Annotated in this window: 15 protein-coding genes and 4 pseudogenes; 9 read left to right on the top strand and 10 right to left on the bottom strand. The window is 67.8% G+C overall.

Features of this window, described 5'->3' with window-relative positions; genetic code table 11:
* The first annotated feature begins 3 nt into the window (after nucleotides 1–3).
* Both ACZ4EG_RS23185 and ACZ4EG_RS23180 read left to right on the top strand, forming a co-directional pair.
* Nucleotides 4–1239: an NAD(P)/FAD-dependent oxidoreductase gene (locus tag ACZ4EG_RS23185; protein ID WP_467791898.1), complete on the top strand. Its 1236-nt coding sequence runs from the start codon at nucleotides 4–6 to the stop codon at nucleotides 1237–1239.
* A 45-nt stretch (nucleotides 1240–1284) separates the two neighbouring features.
* Nucleotides 1285–1704: an STAS domain-containing protein gene (locus ACZ4EG_RS23180; protein WP_467791897.1), complete on the top strand. Its 420-nt coding sequence runs from the start codon at nucleotides 1285–1287 to the stop codon at nucleotides 1702–1704.
* A 166-nt stretch (nucleotides 1705–1870) separates the two neighbouring features.
* Here the strand turns inward: ACZ4EG_RS23180 and ACZ4EG_RS23175 are convergent, their stop codons facing one another.
* Nucleotides 1871–2422 (bottom strand): DUF2249 domain-containing protein, encoded by a 552-nt coding sequence (locus ACZ4EG_RS23175; protein ID WP_467791896.1) that lies wholly within the window; start codon nucleotides 2420–2422, stop codon nucleotides 1871–1873.
* 290 nt (nucleotides 2423–2712) lie between these two features.
* On the opposite strand from ACZ4EG_RS23175, the gene ACZ4EG_RS23170 reads away from it, so the two are divergent.
* Nucleotides 2713–3186: a hemerythrin domain-containing protein gene (locus tag ACZ4EG_RS23170; protein ID WP_467791895.1), complete on the top strand. Its 474-nt coding sequence runs from the start codon at nucleotides 2713–2715 to the stop codon at nucleotides 3184–3186.
* A 93-nt stretch (nucleotides 3187–3279) separates the two neighbouring features.
* Here ACZ4EG_RS23170 and ACZ4EG_RS23165 read toward each other — a convergent pair.
* A pseudogene (locus ACZ4EG_RS23165) lies at nucleotides 3280–3414 on the bottom strand (uracil-DNA glycosylase); the annotation flags it as partial.
* Between the two features lie 121 nt (nucleotides 3415–3535).
* Between ACZ4EG_RS23165 and ACZ4EG_RS23160 the strand changes: the two are divergent.
* Together ACZ4EG_RS23160 and ACZ4EG_RS23155 are read left to right on the top strand one after the other, a co-directional pair.
* The gene (locus ACZ4EG_RS23160; RefSeq protein ID WP_467791894.1) at nucleotides 3536–3898 is read left to right on the top strand and encodes a DUF488 domain-containing protein; all 363 of its coding nucleotides are present in this window, start codon (nucleotides 3536–3538) and stop codon (nucleotides 3896–3898) included.
* A gap of 168 nt (nucleotides 3899–4066) precedes the next feature.
* Nucleotides 4067–4615, top strand: a pseudogene (locus ACZ4EG_RS23155) (DUF488 domain-containing protein).
* 227 nt (nucleotides 4616–4842) lie between these two features.
* Here the strand turns inward: ACZ4EG_RS23155 and ACZ4EG_RS23150 are convergent.
* Nucleotides 4843–5457 carry a YitT family protein gene (locus ACZ4EG_RS23150; RefSeq protein WP_467791893.1) on the bottom strand — a complete coding sequence of 205 codons (615 nt, stop codon included), beginning with the start codon at nucleotides 5455–5457 and terminating at the stop codon, nucleotides 4843–4845.
* 184 nt (nucleotides 5458–5641) lie between these two features.
* Between ACZ4EG_RS23150 and ACZ4EG_RS23145 the strand changes: the two genes are divergently transcribed.
* Nucleotides 5642–6127 carry an Lrp/AsnC family transcriptional regulator gene (locus tag ACZ4EG_RS23145; protein WP_467791892.1) on the top strand — a complete coding sequence of 162 codons (486 nt, stop codon included), beginning with the start codon at nucleotides 5642–5644 and terminating at the stop codon, nucleotides 6125–6127.
* A 302-nt stretch (nucleotides 6128–6429) separates the two neighbouring features.
* Here ACZ4EG_RS23145 and ACZ4EG_RS23140 read toward each other — a convergent pair whose 3' ends face one another.
* Nucleotides 6430–6996, bottom strand: a complete 567-nt coding sequence (locus tag ACZ4EG_RS23140) for a hypothetical protein (protein WP_467791891.1) — start codon at nucleotides 6994–6996, stop codon at nucleotides 6430–6432.
* 159 nt (nucleotides 6997–7155) lie between these two features.
* Nucleotides 7156–7755, bottom strand: coding sequence for a hypothetical protein (locus ACZ4EG_RS23135; protein ID WP_467791890.1), 600 nt, complete (start codon nucleotides 7753–7755; stop codon nucleotides 7156–7158).
* A gap of 69 nt (nucleotides 7756–7824) precedes the next feature.
* On the opposite strand from ACZ4EG_RS23135, the gene ACZ4EG_RS23130 reads away from it, so the two are divergent.
* Nucleotides 7825–10710 (top strand): tetratricopeptide repeat protein, encoded by a 2886-nt coding sequence (locus tag ACZ4EG_RS23130; RefSeq protein WP_467791889.1) that lies wholly within the window; start codon nucleotides 7825–7827, stop codon nucleotides 10708–10710.
* A gap of 94 nt (nucleotides 10711–10804) precedes the next feature.
* On the opposite strand, the gene ACZ4EG_RS23125 is transcribed toward ACZ4EG_RS23130, so the two are convergent.
* From ACZ4EG_RS23125 to ACZ4EG_RS23115, 3 genes and pseudogenes are all read right to left on the bottom strand, one after another.
* On the bottom strand, nucleotides 10805–11269 hold the full coding sequence (locus ACZ4EG_RS23125) for a hypothetical protein (protein WP_453549338.1): 465 nt from the start codon (nucleotides 11267–11269) through the stop codon (nucleotides 10805–10807).
* 188 nt (nucleotides 11270–11457) lie between these two features.
* On the bottom strand, nucleotides 11458–12225 hold the full coding sequence (gene map / locus ACZ4EG_RS23120) for a type I methionyl aminopeptidase (RefSeq protein WP_453549341.1): 768 nt from the start codon (nucleotides 12223–12225) through the stop codon (nucleotides 11458–11460).
* Nucleotides 12226–12431: 206 nt separating this feature from the next.
* A pseudogene (locus ACZ4EG_RS23115) lies at nucleotides 12432–12629 on the bottom strand (allene oxide cyclase barrel-like domain-containing protein); the annotation flags it as partial.
* 155 nt (nucleotides 12630–12784) lie between these two features.
* Here ACZ4EG_RS23115 and ACZ4EG_RS23110 point away from each other — a divergent pair.
* Nucleotides 12785–13495: a BBE domain-containing protein gene (locus tag ACZ4EG_RS23110; protein ID WP_467791888.1), complete on the top strand. Its 711-nt coding sequence runs from the start codon at nucleotides 12785–12787 to the stop codon at nucleotides 13493–13495.
* A 163-nt stretch (nucleotides 13496–13658) separates the two neighbouring features.
* Entirely contained in the window at nucleotides 13659–14135 is a 477-nt protein-coding gene (locus ACZ4EG_RS23105; RefSeq protein ID WP_467791887.1) for a hypothetical protein, read from the top strand.
* 33 nt (nucleotides 14136–14168) lie between these two features.
* Here ACZ4EG_RS23105 and ACZ4EG_RS23100 read toward each other — a convergent pair.
* Both ACZ4EG_RS23100 and ACZ4EG_RS23095 read right to left on the bottom strand, forming a co-directional pair.
* Nucleotides 14169–15043 (bottom strand): annotated as a pseudogene (locus tag ACZ4EG_RS23100) (IS5 family transposase).
* A 44-nt stretch (nucleotides 15044–15087) separates the two neighbouring features.
* A partial coding sequence (locus ACZ4EG_RS23095) for an IS630 family transposase (RefSeq protein WP_467791886.1) occupies nucleotides 15088–15902 on the bottom strand: 815 nt, incomplete at its 5' end.

The following is a 15902-nucleotide window of genomic DNA, read 5'->3' as shown; positions in this document are numbered from 1 at the left end:
GCGATGGCACAACCCACGTATCTCATCGTCGGGGCGAGCCTGGCCGGAGCCAAGGCCGCCGAGGCACTGCGCGCGGGCGGCTTCGACGGCCGGATCGTGCTCCTGGGAGAGGAACAGGAGGCGCCGTACGAGCGGCCGCCTCTGTCCAAGGGTTACCTGATGGGCAAGCAGGACCGCGAGACGATCTTCGTGCACCCATCGCAGTGGTACACCGACAACACGATCGACCTGCGGCTGGGCATCACGGCCACTGCCCTCGACCCCAGCGGCAAGACGGTCACCGTCTCCACCGGGGAGACGGTCGGCTACGACAAGCTGCTGCTGGCCACCGGCGCGAGCCCGCGCCGCCTTCAAGTCCCCGGCGCCGACCTGGACGGCGTGCTCTACCTGCGCAGCATGCAGGACAGCGAACGTATCAAGGACACCTTTCAGCACGCGTCCCGCATCGCGTTCGTGGGCGGGGGCTGGATCGGCCTGGAAGCGGCTGCCGCGGCCCGCGAGGCAGGCGTTGAGTCGACCGTCCTGGAAAGGGGTGAGCTGCCGCTGGGTCGGGTGCTGGGCCCGCAGATCGCGCAGGTCTTCGCCGACCTGCACCGAGAGCACGGTGTGGATGTGCGGGTGTCGGCACACGTCAGCGAGATTCTCGACGGAGGGGGCGGGAAGGCGGCCGGGGTGAGGCTTGCGGACGGCTCGGTCATCGAGGCCGACGCGGTGGTGGTCGGCATCGGGGCCGCCGCAAACACCGCCCTGGCCGCCGACGCCGGGCTCCAGGTGGACATCGGCATCGTCGTGGACGCAGCCCTGTGCACCTCCCAACCGGACATCTACGCGGCCGGCGACGTGGCCAGCGCGTTCCATCCACTGCTGGGCAAGCACATCCGCGTGGAGCACTGGGCCAATGCCCTCCACCAGCCCCAGGTGGCCGCACGCTCGATGCTGGGCGAGCACGCCTCCTACGACCGGGTGCCGTACTTCTTCACCGACCAGTACGACCTCGGCATGGAGTACGCGGGCCATGCCGAACCAGGCAGCTACGACGACGTGGTCATCCGCGGCGACCTGGAGAGCCGGGAGTTCATTGCCTTCTGGCTCGCCAACGGGCGTGTGCTGGCCGGGATGAACGTCAACATCTGGGATGTCAATGACGCCATCCAGCGCATCGTCCGGTCCGGCAGCACGGTCGAGCCCGCCGCGCTCGCCGACCCCGACGTGCCACTCGACCAGCTGATCCCCGCCTGAGGGGGCGGCAGGGGTCAGGTGCCCGGCCCGTGAAGAGAGATGGCCATGCGAACGAACATCATCCGGCACGAGAGCATGATGGTGAGCTATGACGTGGTCAATGGGTGGACCGTTGTCGAGGTCGACGGTGAGGTGGATGCCCACACCGCCCCCATGATCCGCGAAGCGGTGATCAAGCTTGTCGACGAGGGACACGGCCACTTCGTCCTGGACCTGGGCTTCGTCACCTTCATGGACTCGATGGGGCTGGGCGTGATCGTGGCGATCACGAAACGCATCCGTGAACACGAAGGCTCGCTGCGTATCGCGTCCCTCTCCGGCCGGATGCTGAGGATCTTCGACCTCAGCGGCATGCGCAAGAGCTACGAGATCTGCCCGTCATCGCAGGAGGCGACCCAGTCGGTTCCCTTGTCCGGCGGCCTCGCGCACTGGCCCCATCCCACCGAGGGGACCGACACACCGTAAGGACCCCATCCACCTTGGTTTCTACTAATTGGTTCGGTTAAATTGGGGCTGGGCCGAGCGGCACGGTGAGGACCGGCATCAGCCGGGCCGTCCACGCAGGGCGGGCGCCGCCGTGCCCGAGGCGGCCTGAGCCCCCGAGCCGGCGGATGACCCTGCCGACTGTCGGTCAGCCGGCGACTCTTCCGATGCGGACCCTCCACACCTCCGGCCCCTGCTCCAGGTACTCCCAGGTGAACTGGTCGGTGTGCTCGGCGGCGAGCTGGTAGTACAGCGGCTTCGGGTCGTGGTCGTTGACGAGGACGAAGTGCTCGCCGGCGGCGAGCGCGCCGTAGGTGGCGAAGATGAGTTCGTGCCTGCGCGCGGGGATCTCCTGGCGGACGTCCAGTTCGGTGCCGGCTGTGGTCATGGTCCTCTCCTTGCTTGATGAGGTGGGGGTGGAGGGGGTTTCGCCGGCCGGCAGGCGGGCGAGGTAGTGGAGCAGGCCGCTGATCCGGTCGGCGGCCCGTGGATGGTCGGCGTGCAGCACCGCCCGGGCTCGGCCGGCGATCCGGCCGGCCAGTTCGGTATGTCCGGTGCCGCCGAGAGCGCGCAGGGCGCGCACCAGCAGATCGACCACCGCCGCCATCTCCGTGTCCGTGCTCCTGCTCCCCCCTGGGCTTGCGGCGCCGCCGGTCACGGAGTTCGCGTCGCGCTGGACGGGGATGTCGGGTCCAGTCATCGTCGGCTCCTCCTGGGCTGACACAGCTCCAACTTGTTTTTACAATACCACTTGTTTAAAAATAGGGCGGCGGTGGTGCTGGCTGACCACCCGCGAAGGGAGACGTCGATGATTGGCGCAAGGCCCTCGGGGTGGTGGCGCTGCTGGCCGGACTGTGGGCGGGGCTGCTCGCGCCGACATGCGCTGTCGTACGACCAACGCTGCTTTGTGAACAACAGAGTTGGTGTCAATTGAAGTCGAGGCACGGCCGATCGCACCGGAGTGGGACGGCCCATGGACAGGAGAACTTGATGGGCGTCGAGACAGTGGCCGAGGCGCTGGAGCGTGAGCATCGCGAGATCGATGAGGGCATCGAGACCTTCGCCGCCACGCTCACCGGTGGCGAGCCCGACCCGCAGCCGCTCGCCCGCGCGGTGGCGGCCTTGCGCCGGCACATCTACCTGGAGGAGGAGTTCCTCTTCCCGCCATTGCGGGCGGCAGGTCTGGTCATGCCCGTGTTCGTGATGGTGCGTGAGCACGGGCAGATGTGGGAGATCCTGGACGCGCTCGACGGCGAACTACGCGACGGGGCCGTTCCGGCATCCGCCGCGGACCTTCTGCGCGACCTCCAGGAACAACTGGAGGCCCACAACATGAAAGAGGAGCAGATCCTCTACCCGCAGACCGAGCAGGCGCTGACCGTGGAGGCCAAGGCCGAACTGCGAGAGCTGCTCGAAGCGGGGCAGACCCCCGAGGGATGGGTGTGCGAGGCGCTCCGGTCGTGACACTGCCCATGCAGACCGGGCACGCCGTACCTGGGCAACCCGGCCCGGCCTCGCCTGTCGACACCATCGACCGCGGCGGCCAATCGCCTCTTGCGAGATCCGCGCCCCGTACAGTTCCGGTCCGTCGCCGCGGCGGGTGGCGGTGGGCTGGGAAGCCGGCCCGATGTCGTACAGGGTGGCGTACAGTGCGTCGCCGGACGGGGCGCCGGTGAAGATGCGCCCGGTGCTGTCCGATCGGCTCGTGCGGGGGGTCGCCGATAGACTGGTCACAGCAGACACACCCGTATGCAGCGCGAGCCGTCCACCGGTTCCGGGCCGGGGCGGCCGATCCGGTTCGGAGGGTGCCGTCATGGTCAAGCAGATCACCTACCGGCGAGTCTACGAAGAGAGCTCTCCTGCCGACGGCAAGCGTGTCCTGGTCGATCGACTCTGGCCGCGGGGTATGCGCAAGGAGAGAGCTCACCTGGACGAGTGGCTGCGCGAGGTGGCCCCGTCCAGCGATCTGCGCAAGTGGTACGGCCACGAGCCCAGCCGTTTCACCGAGTTCCGCCGCCGCTATCTGGCGGAGCTGCGCGATGCCGGACACCGGCAGGCCGCGGAGCATCTGCGGGACATCGCCGCGCACGACAGGCTCACGCTGCTGACCGCCACCCGGGACGTGGACCACAGCCAAGCCGCCGTCCTGGCCGAATGGCTGGCCAAGAAGCAGTGAGGCTGGGTCTCCCGGGTCCTGCCGATCCCGGGGCCCGCCGAGAACGGGATCGGGCTCATGACCGGCCTGGCTTGCACATCGCGGCTACCATCAGGCCGTCGGACACAGCCATGAGGAGCTCCCCCTCGTCGCCTCGGCGGCCACCAACCGCGCAACCTGAACCGCGCCATGATGCACCGTAAGTCGCCGGACACGGGCCCGGAGGCGTTGCTGACGTTCGGGCACGGCACCGCGGGACACGAACAACTGGCCACGCTGCTGCACGGCACCGCTGTGCAGGCCGTCGTCGATGTACGGACCGCGCCCGGCAGCCGCCACAACCCGGACGCGGGGCGTCTGCGGCGGTGGCTGCCGGGGGAGGGGATCGACTACCGGTGGGAACAGCGGCTGGGCGGCTTTCGGAAAGTGGCCCCAACTCCCCTGTCGTTTTCTGGGAGAACGCCTCCTTCCGGGGATATGCGGGCTACACCCGCCACCCGGAGTTCCTGGCGGCCATGGACGAGTTGCTGCGGCAGGCGGCCGACGTCCGTACCGCCGTGATGTGCGCCGAGACCGTGTGGTGGCGCTGCCACCGGCGCATCATCGCCGACTTCGCCGTCCTCGCGCGCCACACCCGTGTGTTGCACCTGGCCCACGACGGCCGGCTCACCGAGCACCGTCCAACGGCGGGTGCCCGGCTGCGTGACGAACGGGCTGCTCGTCTACGACCGCGTGTAAGCGGTCCTGACAGAAGTCGTTGACGGTGTGACTGCCGGCTCGGATGCTCGATGGACCGTTCGTGGGGAAGAGGAACGCTCGACCGTGGGTCGTTTCGGACGGACTCTGGCTGTTGGTTGAGCCGTTGCTGCCGGTCCCGGCACCGAAGCTGGTGGCGGGGCGACCGCGGGTTCCTGACCGGCAGGCCCTGTGCGGAATCCCCCACCGACCTGCACAAGAGACCGATGTCATGACCCGGTGTAGCGCCCCGGCCGGTGGTTGAGGGCGAGGACGATGTTGAGGACGATGGCGCCGGCGGCGGAGAGGAGGACCTTGAGGGGGGAGACGACCGCGAGGGACGCGGCCACGACGATGACGTCGAGGATCATCTGGACGTATCCGGCGCGCAGACCGAAGCGCTCCTGCATGATCAGGGCGAGGATGTTGAAGCCGCCGAGGCTGGACCGGTGCCGGAACAGGACGAGGAGGCCCACGCCGGCGAGCAGGTTGCCGACGAGCGCGGCATAGACCGGGTCGATGTCGATCTGGGTGATCTCGGCGGGGTGGAGAGAGGCCATCAGGGAGACGAGGCCGACCGACAGTGCGGTGCGGATCGTGAAATCCCACCCCTTCTTCCGGACAGCGAGTGCGAAGAAGGGCAGGTTGACCGCGAGGAAGATCGCCCCGAACGGAACATCGACCGCGTAGCTGAGCAGGAGTGCGAGGCCGGCGGTGCCGCCTGTGACGGTGCCGCTGGTCCGCAGGAGGAAGAGTCCGAGCGATGCGATGAAGGTTCCGGTGAAGATCCCCAGAACGTCCTCGAGCAGACCGTGCTTCGTCCGGCCGATGGCGGTAGTACTCATACCGGTCACTGCTCGTCTCCGGCGTGGGGCGGCAGCACGGACACGGCATCGCGGGGCATGGGCGGCGCCGTGGGCGTGGCTGGATCGGTCATGGCGACCATGCTCGAAGCGAACCGGATGGATTCACAAGCTCTGGGCTTTGGAGTGGGACGGATGCGTAATCAAATGATGAATTCAGGGCAGAATGACAAGCGTGACGACGATTGACCCGCTTGATGCCCGAATCCTGCTGGCCCTCGACGATCACCCGAGCGCGACGATCTTGCAGTTGGCGAAGGTTCTCGGGGTGTCCCGTAACACCGTGTACGCACGTCTTCAGCGGATGGAGCGCGCCGGCCTGCTCCTCGGCTTCAGCCAGCGCGTGTCACCGGCGTCCATGGGCTACACCCTTGTCGCGTTCGTGTCGCTCGCGATCAGCCAGAGCGAGGGGGCCAGCGCGACGAGCCTGCTCGAGAACATTCCGGAGGTGATCGAGGTCCACGCGACCACCGGCGAGGCCGATCTGCTCGCCAAGGTCGTCGCGCGGGACACGGCGGATCTGCACCGCATCAACCAGACCATCCTCCGCATCGACGGGGTGGTCCGCTCAAGCACCGCCGTATCACTCTGGCAGGCGATGCCCAACCGGACCCGCGCCTTGCTCGAGTCGGTCGCGCGCTCCGGCTCCTGACCTCCGGACGCCCTGAGGGGAGTCTCACGGCGGCGACATTAGTGCCGCCGCCGTGCAATCTCGACTGGCTGCATGGCTTTCGACGCCTACGCGTCCGATGGAAGGCCTTCATGGCCTTGGAATGTGCCGGTCCGTCAGGTTGTCGACCGGTGCATGCGAAGGAGCGAGAAAGCGCAATGACGTCACCCAGCTCATGCCCTTGATCGAGGCCGTCAGCTTCGCGCTACTGCTTCCTCCGGCAACCCGCGCTGACCCCCGACGCGACCCGGTGAGCCGACCGTGGCACAGCACCAGGGTCCCTCTCACGCCGGCGCGGTGCTGCCACCCGGAGGCCGGCGGAGCCGGTGCAGACAGATGACCGAGGCGACGACGGTCCGCCGTTCGGAGGCGTCCAGGCGAGGGTCCATTTCGACAACGTACTGCTGCAACCCGATCCACGAGTCGATGGTGCTCACCGTGACCCGGCCGAGAATCTCCGCCGCCGGGCGCCCTTCCGGATCGGTCTCCGTGAGATGCCATTCGGCGTAGAGGAGACCCGGCCGCGTGAGGAGGAGTTGGCGTCCCTGCTCCGTCTGGAGGCCCAGCTGCTGGGTCTTGATGAGTCCACGGGCACCGGCGGTGCCGACCTCCCGGTCAGCGGCGTCGGTGAAGCGGAACTCCACCGGCCCGAACTGCTCGATACGGACGATGAACTCGCCGGACGTCTCCGTGAGGACGGCGTACGTGTCGTCGGTGTACGTGACCCAGGCGAGCGGGGTCCCCTTCACTGTGGACACGGCCATGGCGGGGCCCAGGTATCTGCGCCACCGTGAACGCTTCGGCTGCCCCACCACGACGGCTTCCAGCTCGAACAGACCGGGTTCCGTCATCGGTCTTCCTTCCCCCGCCACGGCTTCCCCTCGACCGAGTACGTCCACTGTGACCGAGAACCTGCCCGATTCCCATCCCTCGGGCGGACATCCACGCCACGCGATGTCGCCCGGGACGATGCCATTCTGTTAGGAGTTCCAGGTCGGAAAGGCGCGCCATTAGGGTGACGCGGTCAGCGCAGTGCGTGCGGCAGTAAGGAAGGCGCTGTGCGCGGCTTGGGCGTCAGGGGCTGCGGAGCCGGCATCAAGGGCGCGATGCAAGGCTTCAGCGGCGACCGTCACCGCGTCGGGGCCTTCGAGGCGAACCACGTTGAGCGCTTCCAGGGTTGCTGCCATCGCTGTGTTGTATTCCCGCCGGCGGGGCGTTGCGTCCGCCGTGCCCAGCGCGCTCTGCCAGGCATTCCGCAGATGGCGTGCAGTGTCGGCGCGGCCCAGAAAGGTGACGTAGGCAGCGCGTCGGACTTCGCGTTGCGCGGCGAGTGCCTGCGCGTTCAGGGTCTGGCCGGCCACGCTGAGCTGGGCGTCGGCCTGGAGTCTGCCCGCCTCCCAGGCGGCAGCTGCCTGCTGTCGGCCTGCCTCCCATGCAGCGTCCGCCTGACGCTGCCCGGCCGCCCAGGCCGCATCCGCCTGGCGGGCCGCGGCGTCCAACGCCCCCCGAACCTGGTGTTTGGCCGCCAGGAAGGTGAACCACCCGGTCACCAAACCGCCGCCGACCGCTGCTCCCGCAGCGATCAGTGCCGTCGCGGTTTCGCTGTCCACGTTGCCCCCCGTCACCGGACCTTCTGTTGTCCCTGTGCAGCGTCCCCAGCATGGGCCACTATGGTCGTCATGGGGGAGCAATCGCCACACTCCGGTGCCGATGGCGGCGTACGACCGGGACGGCCCATCGGACAGTGGGATCCGCACGATCTGGAAGTGCATCCCGCGGGCGTTGCTACGGCAACCAGCGCTGACGGGGCACGCGTTGCGGTTCGTCGTGAGCTCCCCGGCTATGTGCCCCGCGAGCATGATCGTCTCCTGGCTGAAGCCGCGCACGACGCCGCCGAGGGACGCAGTCGGGCGGTGATCCTGGTCGGCGCGTCGTCGACCGGTAAGACGAGAGCTTGTTGGGAGGCTGTGCGACCCCTCGCCGATCACGGTTGGCAGCTGTGGCACCCCTTCGACCCCACGCGAGCCCAAGCCGCGCTTGAAGGTCTGCACCGCGTAGGTGCCAAGACCGTGGTGTGGTTGAACGAAGCCCAGCACTACCTGGGGGATCCCCGGACAGGGGAGCATGTCGCAGCTCAGCTCCACGACCTGCTCACTCGCCCGGAACGGGGACCGGTGCTGGTGCTGGGCACGCTGTGGCCCGAGTACGCCCACCAGTACTTCGAAGTGCCCAACCCCGGCGAACCCGACCCGCACAGCCGGACGAGAGAACTTCTCGCCGGCCGCACCATCACCGTGCCTGACACCTTCAGTACCCAGGCTCTTGAAGCCGCGGCCGCTCTGGCAGAAGGCGGCGACCAGCTCTTGGCCGACGCACTCACCCGCGCCCGCGATCACGGGCGCCTCGCCCAGGACCTGGCCGGCGCGCCTGAACTTCTGACCCGCTATCACACCGCAACCCCGCCCGCCCGGGGCATGCTCGAAGCGGCGATGGACGCTCGGCGCCTCGGTGTCGGACTTGCCCTGCCCCAGGCCTTCCTCACGGATGCCGCCACCGACTACCTGAGCGACCACGACTACGACCTGCTTGCCGAGGACTGGGCCGAGCAGGCCTACGCCGAGCTCGCCCGCCCTGTCCACGGCAAGCAAGCAGCTCTACGCCGCGCCAACCCCCGCCCTCCACGCCGACCGCCCGGCAGCTCCGCCCCCAGCCCGGAATCCTGGCCGGTCACAGGCACCCTGTACCGGCTGGCGGACTACCTCGAACAGCACGGACGCGAAACCCGGCGCCTACTGTGCCCCCCTGCTTCCTTCTGGCAGGCAGCTCATACTCACCTCGCCCGCTCCGACGACATGGCCAACCTGGCGGCCGCGGCTGACGCGCGCTACCGCATGCAATGGGCCCATCATCTGTGGCTCAAAGCCGCCAACACCGGTGACGCACGGGCCCTGCTCGCCCTGGCCAGGAGGCGAGATGCAGCCGGAGACACCGACGGCGCGGAAGCGGCATACCGGCAGGCAGCCGAGGCCGGCAGCTCACAGGCTCTTCTTCACCTGACCCTTCAGCGCGAGGAGACGGGAGAGCCGGGCGCTGCCGAAGCGTTCGCCCGGCAGGCTGCCGACGGCGGCGACACCCGTCCCCTGCTCCACCTGGCCAGGAAACGGTATGCCGCAGGGCACAGCGTCGCAGCCGATGCCGCCTATCGGCAGGCTGCCGAGTTCGGTGACACCCGGGCTCTTCGCGACCTTGCCCGCATACGGGAAGCGGCCGGCGACGGGGATGGCGCCGAATCACTCGCCCGGCAGGCTGCCGAGTTCGGTGACACCCGCTCTCTTCGTGACCTCGCCTGGATACGGGAAGCGGGCGGGGACCGGATGAAGGCAGAAGCACTCGCACAGCTGGCCCTGGACGCCTCCGACTGCCAGGTTCTGCTCTCCCTGGCGCGCAGACGAGAAGAATCCGGAGAACTCAACGGTGCCGAAGCGGCATACCGGCAGGCAGCCGCAGCCGGCGACACCGAGGCGTTGTGTGCCCTCACCCGGATACGCGAGAACGCCGGAGACCGGGGCGAGGCTGATCGGCTGGCCCGCCAGGCGGCCGACGCCGGCAATACTCGGGCGTTGGTCTACCTCACCCGGAAGCGATCGGAGGCCGGCGACGAAGACGGAGCTGAAGAGACCTGCCGCATCGCCGCTGCCGCGGGCGACAGCCACGCTCTGGCCTACCTGGCCCAGGTACGAGCGAAGAAGGGACGCCTGGCGGACGCCGAATTCCTTGCCGAACAGGCGGCAGATCTCGGCGACACCCAGGCGCTGCTCGATCTGGCGCGGCTGCGTGATGCCGCAGGGGATCTCGACGGTGCCGAGACCGCCTATCGGCGGGCCTTTGAGGCAGGAGAGTCTGATGCCTTGGTCTTCCTCGCCCAGATGTGGGGGAAAGCCCGCCGATGGCCTGACGCCGAGGTCGTGGCCCGGCAGGCCGCAGAGAGGGGTGACAACCGCGCGTTCGTCTCAGTCATCCAACTGCGTATGGAGGCTGGAGAAGACCAGGGCGCCGAACTCCTCGCCCAGCAGATCGGCGAGCCCTTCGCGCTACTCAACTTGGCGTGGATGCGGCAGGACGTCGGCGACATGGAAGGCGCTGAAAGGCTGGCCCGGTGCGCGGCGGACACGGGCCATGCGGAGGCGCTGGCAACTCTGGCGTACATCCGGGAACGGCGAGGCGACAGGGAAGGGGCCGAGGCCTTCGCCGTACGCGCGGCCGAGGCCGGAGATCTCCGAGGCCTGCTGGATGTGACCCGGATGCGCGAGGCAGCCGGCGACAAGGAAGGCGCAGAACGCTTTGCTCGGCTGGCCGCTGACGCTGGTGACCCCCGGGCTCTCTTCGCCCTGGCCACTTCACGGATGCAGAGCAGACCCTACGACGACTTTGACATCGCGTACCACAGAGTGCTCGACGAGGCAGGCCGCGAGCCCATCGTCCGACCCGGAGGGAAAGCGTTCATGGGCAAGGGGCCCTGGTGGTACGGACTTGAACCCGACGGGACGCTGTCGCCACCGTGGTGAGCCACGCCTACTGGTCGTCGCATCGCATACACGGCAGCATCGCGGCGGTCACCTACGTCATCGTCCGGTATCCGGACCGGGCGTCCGCACGTGATCAGGTCCAGACCGTGGAAATCCACTTCAGGGGCGCGCAGTCGGTGTGAGTCGTGGTTCCCTTGCAGACGGTCACGTACACGTTGGTTGTCCAACTCCAGCCGTAGCTCGGGAAGCTGTAGTGCACCGGCACCGACCCCGCACCGCACCGAGTGCCGGCCTTCGTGTAGACCGGCGGGCTCATGTCGTACACCACCGCGAACCAGGTGGAGTAGCACTCGCTGTCGGTGTTGGTCAGTTGACCGTCGAAGACTACGTCCCACCTGTCCGGCGACGATCCGTCCACGTATTGGTACCACCACGTGCCCGCCGTGGAGGCTGGGCCGTACGACGCCGACCACGGTTCGGCCGTGGCCGACGCGGTGGCCGTGCCCTGCGCGAGGAAGAGTGCCAGGCAGGCGAGGAGCCCCGCGATGACCGCGCCGTGGGGTGTACGTAAGCGTCGAGGGCGTCGGAAACGCAGCATGGTGATGTCTCCTCCCGGATGCGGCCTCGGCGTACGAAGCCCGATTGCCGTGCCGTGCCGAGGCACAGCAACTCTAGAAGTGCCTTCGCCCGTTTGCACGTTGAGCAGTTGGACGGGTGCGGCGTGTCCACCGCCGCCTTGTCGCGGTTGATGGTCCGGTCCCGGATCCGGCAGCGTCTGGGAGAACGTCAGGGCAGGGTCAGGATGCGGGGGCCCTGGTCGGTGATGGCGACGGTGTGCTCGATGTGGGCGGCCCTGCTGCCGTCGGTCGTGCGCAGGGTCCAGCCGTCGATATCGGTGCGGTAGGTGTTCTGCCCGCCTGCCATGAGCATGGGTTCGATGGCGAGGACCAGGCCGTGGCGGAGGGGGAAGCCACGGCCGGGGCGGCCGCGGTTGGGGACATGGGGGTCTTCGTGCATGCGGCGGCCGATGCCGTGGCCGCCGAAGTCGGCGGGCATGCCGCAGCCCGCCTTGCGGGCGACGGTGTCGATGGCGTGGGAGATGTCACCGAGGCGACTTCCCACCTGGGCGGCGGCAATGCCGGCGTCGAGGGCTTGCCGGGTGGCGTCGATCAGATCGAGGTCGCCGGGACGCGGTGTTCCGACGGTGAAGGTGATGGCCGCGTCGCCGGTCCAGCCGTCGAGCTGGGCGCCGCAGTCGATGCTCACCAGGTCGCCGTCGCGCAGCCGGTAGCCGGTGGGGATGCCGTGCGACACGGCGTCGTTGACGGACGTGCAGATCACGGCCGGGAAGGGGACCGGGGCGAAGGACGGCCGGTATCCGAGGAATGGGGAGCCGGCTCCGGCCTCGTCCAGAACCGAGCGGGCCGCTTCGTCCAGTTCCTGCAGGGACACCCCCACGCCGGCTGCTTCTCGGACTGCGGCCAGGGCGCGGGCCACCACACGTCCGGCTTCCCGCATCGCGTCCAATGCGGCATCGGTCTTGATCTCCACCATGTGTCTGACTCCTGGCAACACGTCGACCCAATACTTATACCGGTATTAGTATCACGGTCGTGGTGAGGATCCCTCCGACGCCATGGGAACGGGAGCGGGAACGTGGCGGCCGCGTGCGGAGGCAGTCGGCGGATGAGGTGGAGGGTGACCTGAGTCTCGGTGGAGCTCGTGTTCACGGCCTGGACGTAGCCCCGTGCGGTGCGGTAGTCACCAGTGCCTCCCGTGATGGCCAGGGTGATGTCGCCGGGGCCGGTACTGGTGATGGGGATGACTCCCTGCGCGGTGAGCTTCCCCTTGGGAAGCGTGAGGGTGGCCACGCACTGCACCGTGCTCAAATCGTTGGTGCCGGTACGGGTCGTCGTGCAGGTCTCGTCGTACGTGCCCACCGTGGTGCTGTTTTGCAGGACGTTTCCCGCGACGATGAGTTCGTCTCCCTGGCTGGGTCCGGGAGGGGGAAATCGAGGGAGGTGGTCTGCGTCGCCACCGCCGTCAGGGGGGCGCAGTAGAGGGGGTGGCCAGGCCGGTGGCCGCGCTCAGGCCCAGACGGTTGATGTGGCGCATGGTGCGCTGGAGCCTGGTCTCCGTGGTGCCGGTGATTGCCACCGCGCAGCGGGTCGCCGTGGACGCCCTGGACGACAAGCGGTTCCACCTTCGCGTCGGCATCGGGACCCACGGGCTTGCCAGGGACGAGATCCGCGCCAACGCCAACGCCAACGCCATCGGCCAGTACTACGGCCCCCTCGAGGAGTTGCGCGCCATTCTGGCTCCGCTGCTCGCGATCGGCACGGCCGAGGAGCGCGCCCGCAACAGCGCGTCCGTCCGCGAGGTCACTCCCGGTCAGGCGAGCGTGCTGCTGAGCGCGACCACGCCGGTGGATCAGTTCGCCACCAAGTCGGCGGTTCTCACTTCCCGGACGCTTCTGACCGACAAGCAGGTCGGTGCCGCCGCCGAGCAACTGCTGGACCAGGTGCCGCCGGACGCGACCGCGTTCGTGCACCGAAACGCCGTGTTCATCTTCGCTGCCGAGACCTCCTGGGCGGACTACGATCCGCCCCACGTCGAGACCGCTGATCTGCGCTGGCTCCGTGAGTTCTACGAGGACATTTTCGGTAACACGCCTCCTGCGCAGGCGTATCAGAATTTCCCGGATCCGACGCTGAAGGACTGGCGGCGGGCTTACTACGGTGCGAACCACGATCGGCTGGTCAGGGTGAAGCGGCAGTACGATCCGAGCGACTTCTTCAGCTATCCACAGGGGATCGGTACCTGACGCTCTCAAACCGACCCCGCATTCCCCACCGGCAGGGGAAACGATCTAGGGCCTGTTCCGGAAGTGCTGGTCAGGCTCACTGGCGAGGTCAAAAAACGGAGATGAGTGCGGGGGTTGGCTGTTGCTAGTCTCTTCGTGACCTTCCTTGAGGAATGGGACAGCTATGGATCGGATCCTGCCTGGCCGCGTCGTTCTGTTCGGCGCCGAATTTGCACATGTGTTCGTCAATGGTCAGCGATTGGACACGCTCCTTGCTACCCGCCTCCACGAGCCGGACCTCGACGGTCTGGTTCCGGCGTGGCTGCACTGGTGGGGTGCCGATGTTGAGAGCCAGGCAGGGTTCGAGTACGTGCGGAGTCGTACCATGCTTCAGAAGCCGGCATGTGAACTGCCACTCCTGCTATGTCCCGATGACTACGACTTCGCATGCACGTGCGTCATCGTTGAGGTCATTGCAGATAATGACGTTGTCCGATGGCGGCGGTTTGGCTTGAACAACACCGAATTCCCGCCGCAGCGGCCCCTTCCCCGGCACATCGGTGAGCCGGTCGACTGGTTCTCGGAACCTCTCAGCTTTGTATTCGATCGCGAAGAGTACATAGCCTGCGTCCGGGCAGTCTCAGGGGGCCGACTGCTGTGACTCTCTGAGCAGGAGGTGTATCGAACATGCTGGTCACAGCCACTCGTTGATGGCGGCAACGAGGACCGTTGCTTCGTAGCGGACGGCGAGTTTCTCGTAGCGGGTGGCCGCCGAGCGGTGCCTCTTGAGGCGGTTGATCCCGCATTCGACGGCGTGCCGCTCGCGGTAGTCGGTCTTGTCGAACTTCGGTGGGCGACCGCCGCGGGAGCCGAGCTTCTTGCGGTTGCGGACCTGGTCGGTCTTCTCTGGAATCGTGCAGCGGATCCCGCGTCTGCGCACGTAGGCGCGGTTCTTGCGGGAGGCGTATGCCTTGTCAGCCCGGACCAGGTCAGGTCGGGTGCGCGGTCTGCCCGGCCCGGTGCGGGGCACGCGGATCTTCTCCAGGACGGACTCGAAGTGTGGGGAGTCTCCGCGCTGTCCGGCCGTGATCACGATCGACATCGGCTTCTGGCCCTGCTCGACGGCCAGGTGCAGCTTGGTGGACAGGCCTCCGCGCGAGCGTCCGAGCCCGTGATCGTCCGGCTCGGTGTCGACTCCGCCGGGCGGCTCGACCTGCAGATCCCCCTTTTCCGTGCCCCGGCCGCGTGCTGGTGCGCCCGGCACACCGTGGAGTCCACGCTGACGTCCCAGGTGATCAGGTGGTTGACATCTGCCCGGGCCTGCAGCGCGGTGAAGATCCGCTTCCAAGTGCCGTCGCGCTGCCAGCGGCGGAACAAGTCGTACACCCGACCCCACGGTCCGTACCGCTCTGGGACGTCCCGCTATGGCGTCCCCGTTCGGGTCCGCCAGCGTATGCCGTCGATCAGCTGCCGCTTGGCCCAAACCGGTGGCCGCCCCTGCTTCTTGCCCTTCGGCAGCAACGGCTTCAGGCGGGCCCACTGTGCATCCGTCAGGTCTCCACGCGCCACGGACCGTGATCATTTCATGCCAAGATCGACTTTCGAAACAGGCCCTAGTCTTCTGAGTCAGGAATTCTGTTCAGATTGCTGGCGAGGCGTTCGAGGATCTCGTCTGCGGTCTTCGTCCAGACGTAGGGCTTGGGGTCGGTGTTCCATGCGGCGATCCAGGTGCGGATGTCTTTCTCCAGGGCTTGCACGGATCGGTGGACGCCTCGTCGTATCTGCTTGTTGGTCAGCTCGGCGAACCAGCGTTCCACCAGGTTCAGCCATGACGATCCGGTGGGTGTGAAGTGCAGGTGAAAGCGGGGGTGGGCCAGCAGCCAGGTCTTGACGGCCGGTGTTTTGTGGGTGGCGTAGTTGTCGAGCACCAGGTGGACGTCCAGTCCCTGCGGGACCTCCTGGTCGAGCTTGATGAGGAACTTCTTGAACTCCTCGGCCCGGTGCAGGCGGTGCAGAGAGCCGATCACCTTGCCGGTGGCCACCTCCAGTGCGGCGAACAGTGTGGTGGTGCCCGCCCGCACGTAGTCGTGGGTGACCCGCTGCGGGACACCCGGCATCATCGGCAGCACTGGCTGGGAGCGGTCCAGTGCCTGGATCTGCGACTTCTCGTCGACGCAGAACACCAAAGCCCGCTCGGGCGGGTCCAGATACAGGCCGACGACGTCGTGGACCTTGTCGACGAAGTACGGGTCCGTCGACAGCTTGAAGGTCTCCGAGCGGTGCGGCTGCAGGCCGAACGCCCGCCAGATCCGCGACACGCTCGACTGCGACAGGCCCATCTCCTTGGCCATCGCCCTCGTCGACCAGTGCGTGGCGTTCTTGGGCCTGCTCTCCAGCGTCCGCTTCACCACCGCGGCGACCTGCTCGT

The sequence above is a fragment of the Streptomyces sp. NPDC025638 genome (assembly GCF_055558775.1).
The sequence above is the reverse complement of the archived record's forward strand: the minus strand, read 5'-3'. Positions and strand labels throughout refer to the sequence as shown.

Coding starts and splice junctions, on each gene's coding strand:
- ACZ4EG_RS23185 (WP_467791898.1), top strand. CDS start 4: ATGGCACAACCCACGTATCTCATCGTCGGGGCGAGCCTGGCCGGAGCC.
- ACZ4EG_RS23180 (WP_467791897.1), top strand. CDS start 1,285: ATGCGAACGAACATCATCCGGCACGAGAGCATGATGGTGAGCTATGAC.
- ACZ4EG_RS23175 (WP_467791896.1), bottom strand. CDS start 2,422: ATGACTGGACCCGACATCCCCGTCCAGCGCGACGCGAACTCCGTGACC.
- ACZ4EG_RS23170 (WP_467791895.1), top strand. CDS start 2,713: ATGGGCGTCGAGACAGTGGCCGAGGCGCTGGAGCGTGAGCATCGCGAG.
- ACZ4EG_RS23160 (WP_467791894.1), top strand. CDS start 3,536: ATGGTCAAGCAGATCACCTACCGGCGAGTCTACGAAGAGAGCTCTCCT.
- ACZ4EG_RS23150 (WP_467791893.1), bottom strand. CDS start 5,457: ATGAGTACTACCGCCATCGGCCGGACGAAGCACGGTCTGCTCGAGGAC.
- ACZ4EG_RS23145 (WP_467791892.1), top strand. CDS start 5,642: ATGACAAGCGTGACGACGATTGACCCGCTTGATGCCCGAATCCTGCTG.
- ACZ4EG_RS23140 (WP_467791891.1), bottom strand. CDS start 6,996: ATGACGGAACCCGGTCTGTTCGAGCTGGAAGCCGTCGTGGTGGGGCAG.
- ACZ4EG_RS23130 (WP_467791889.1), top strand. CDS start 7,825: ATGGGGGAGCAATCGCCACACTCCGGTGCCGATGGCGGCGTACGACCG.
- ACZ4EG_RS23125 (WP_453549338.1), bottom strand. CDS start 11,269: ATGCTGCGTTTCCGACGCCCTCGACGCTTACGTACACCCCACGGCGCG.
- map (WP_453549341.1), bottom strand. CDS start 12,225: ATGGTGGAGATCAAGACCGATGCCGCATTGGACGCGATGCGGGAAGCC.
- ACZ4EG_RS23110 (WP_467791888.1), top strand. CDS start 12,785: ATGGTGCGCTGGAGCCTGGTCTCCGTGGTGCCGGTGATTGCCACCGCG.
- ACZ4EG_RS23105 (WP_467791887.1), top strand. CDS start 13,659: ATGGATCGGATCCTGCCTGGCCGCGTCGTTCTGTTCGGCGCCGAATTT.